The 386-nt window shown below is 49.0% G+C and carries 1 protein-coding gene; it reads left to right on the forward strand.

Going from position 1 to position 386, the window contains the following annotated elements; genetic code table 11:
• The coding region (locus Q4563_RS16840) for a DEAD/DEAH box helicase family protein (protein WP_303605308.1) at window positions 1-386 on the forward strand (386 nt) is incomplete at both ends.

Raw genomic sequence — 386 nt, forward strand, 5'->3', positions numbered from 1 at the left:
CACCAGGATGCTGCAAGGGTTGTTTGATCATCGGCGTTTACGTGAGGTGATTCGGCACTTTATCTATTTCCCTGATAAGAGCCATCAAGAGGTCAAGGTCGTTTGTCGTTATCCGCAGTATTATGCGGCCACTAAACTCTACCAAAGCATTAAAGCGCATCAGAACCGGCCTGACAGTGCGGGTGAGATTATCGACGATGACCCTTTAAGAGACGGAAAAGGCGGCACCTATTTTGGCGCTACCGGTTGCGGCAAAAGCTTTACCATGCAGTTTTTGGTACGCCTGTTGATGAAGAGTGTGGACTTTGCCAGCCCCACGGTTGTGTTGATTACCGACCGTACCGATTTAGATGATCAGCTGTCCAGGCAGTTTACCAATGCCAAAA

This window comes from Gilvimarinus sp. 1_MG-2023 (genome assembly GCF_030548285.1).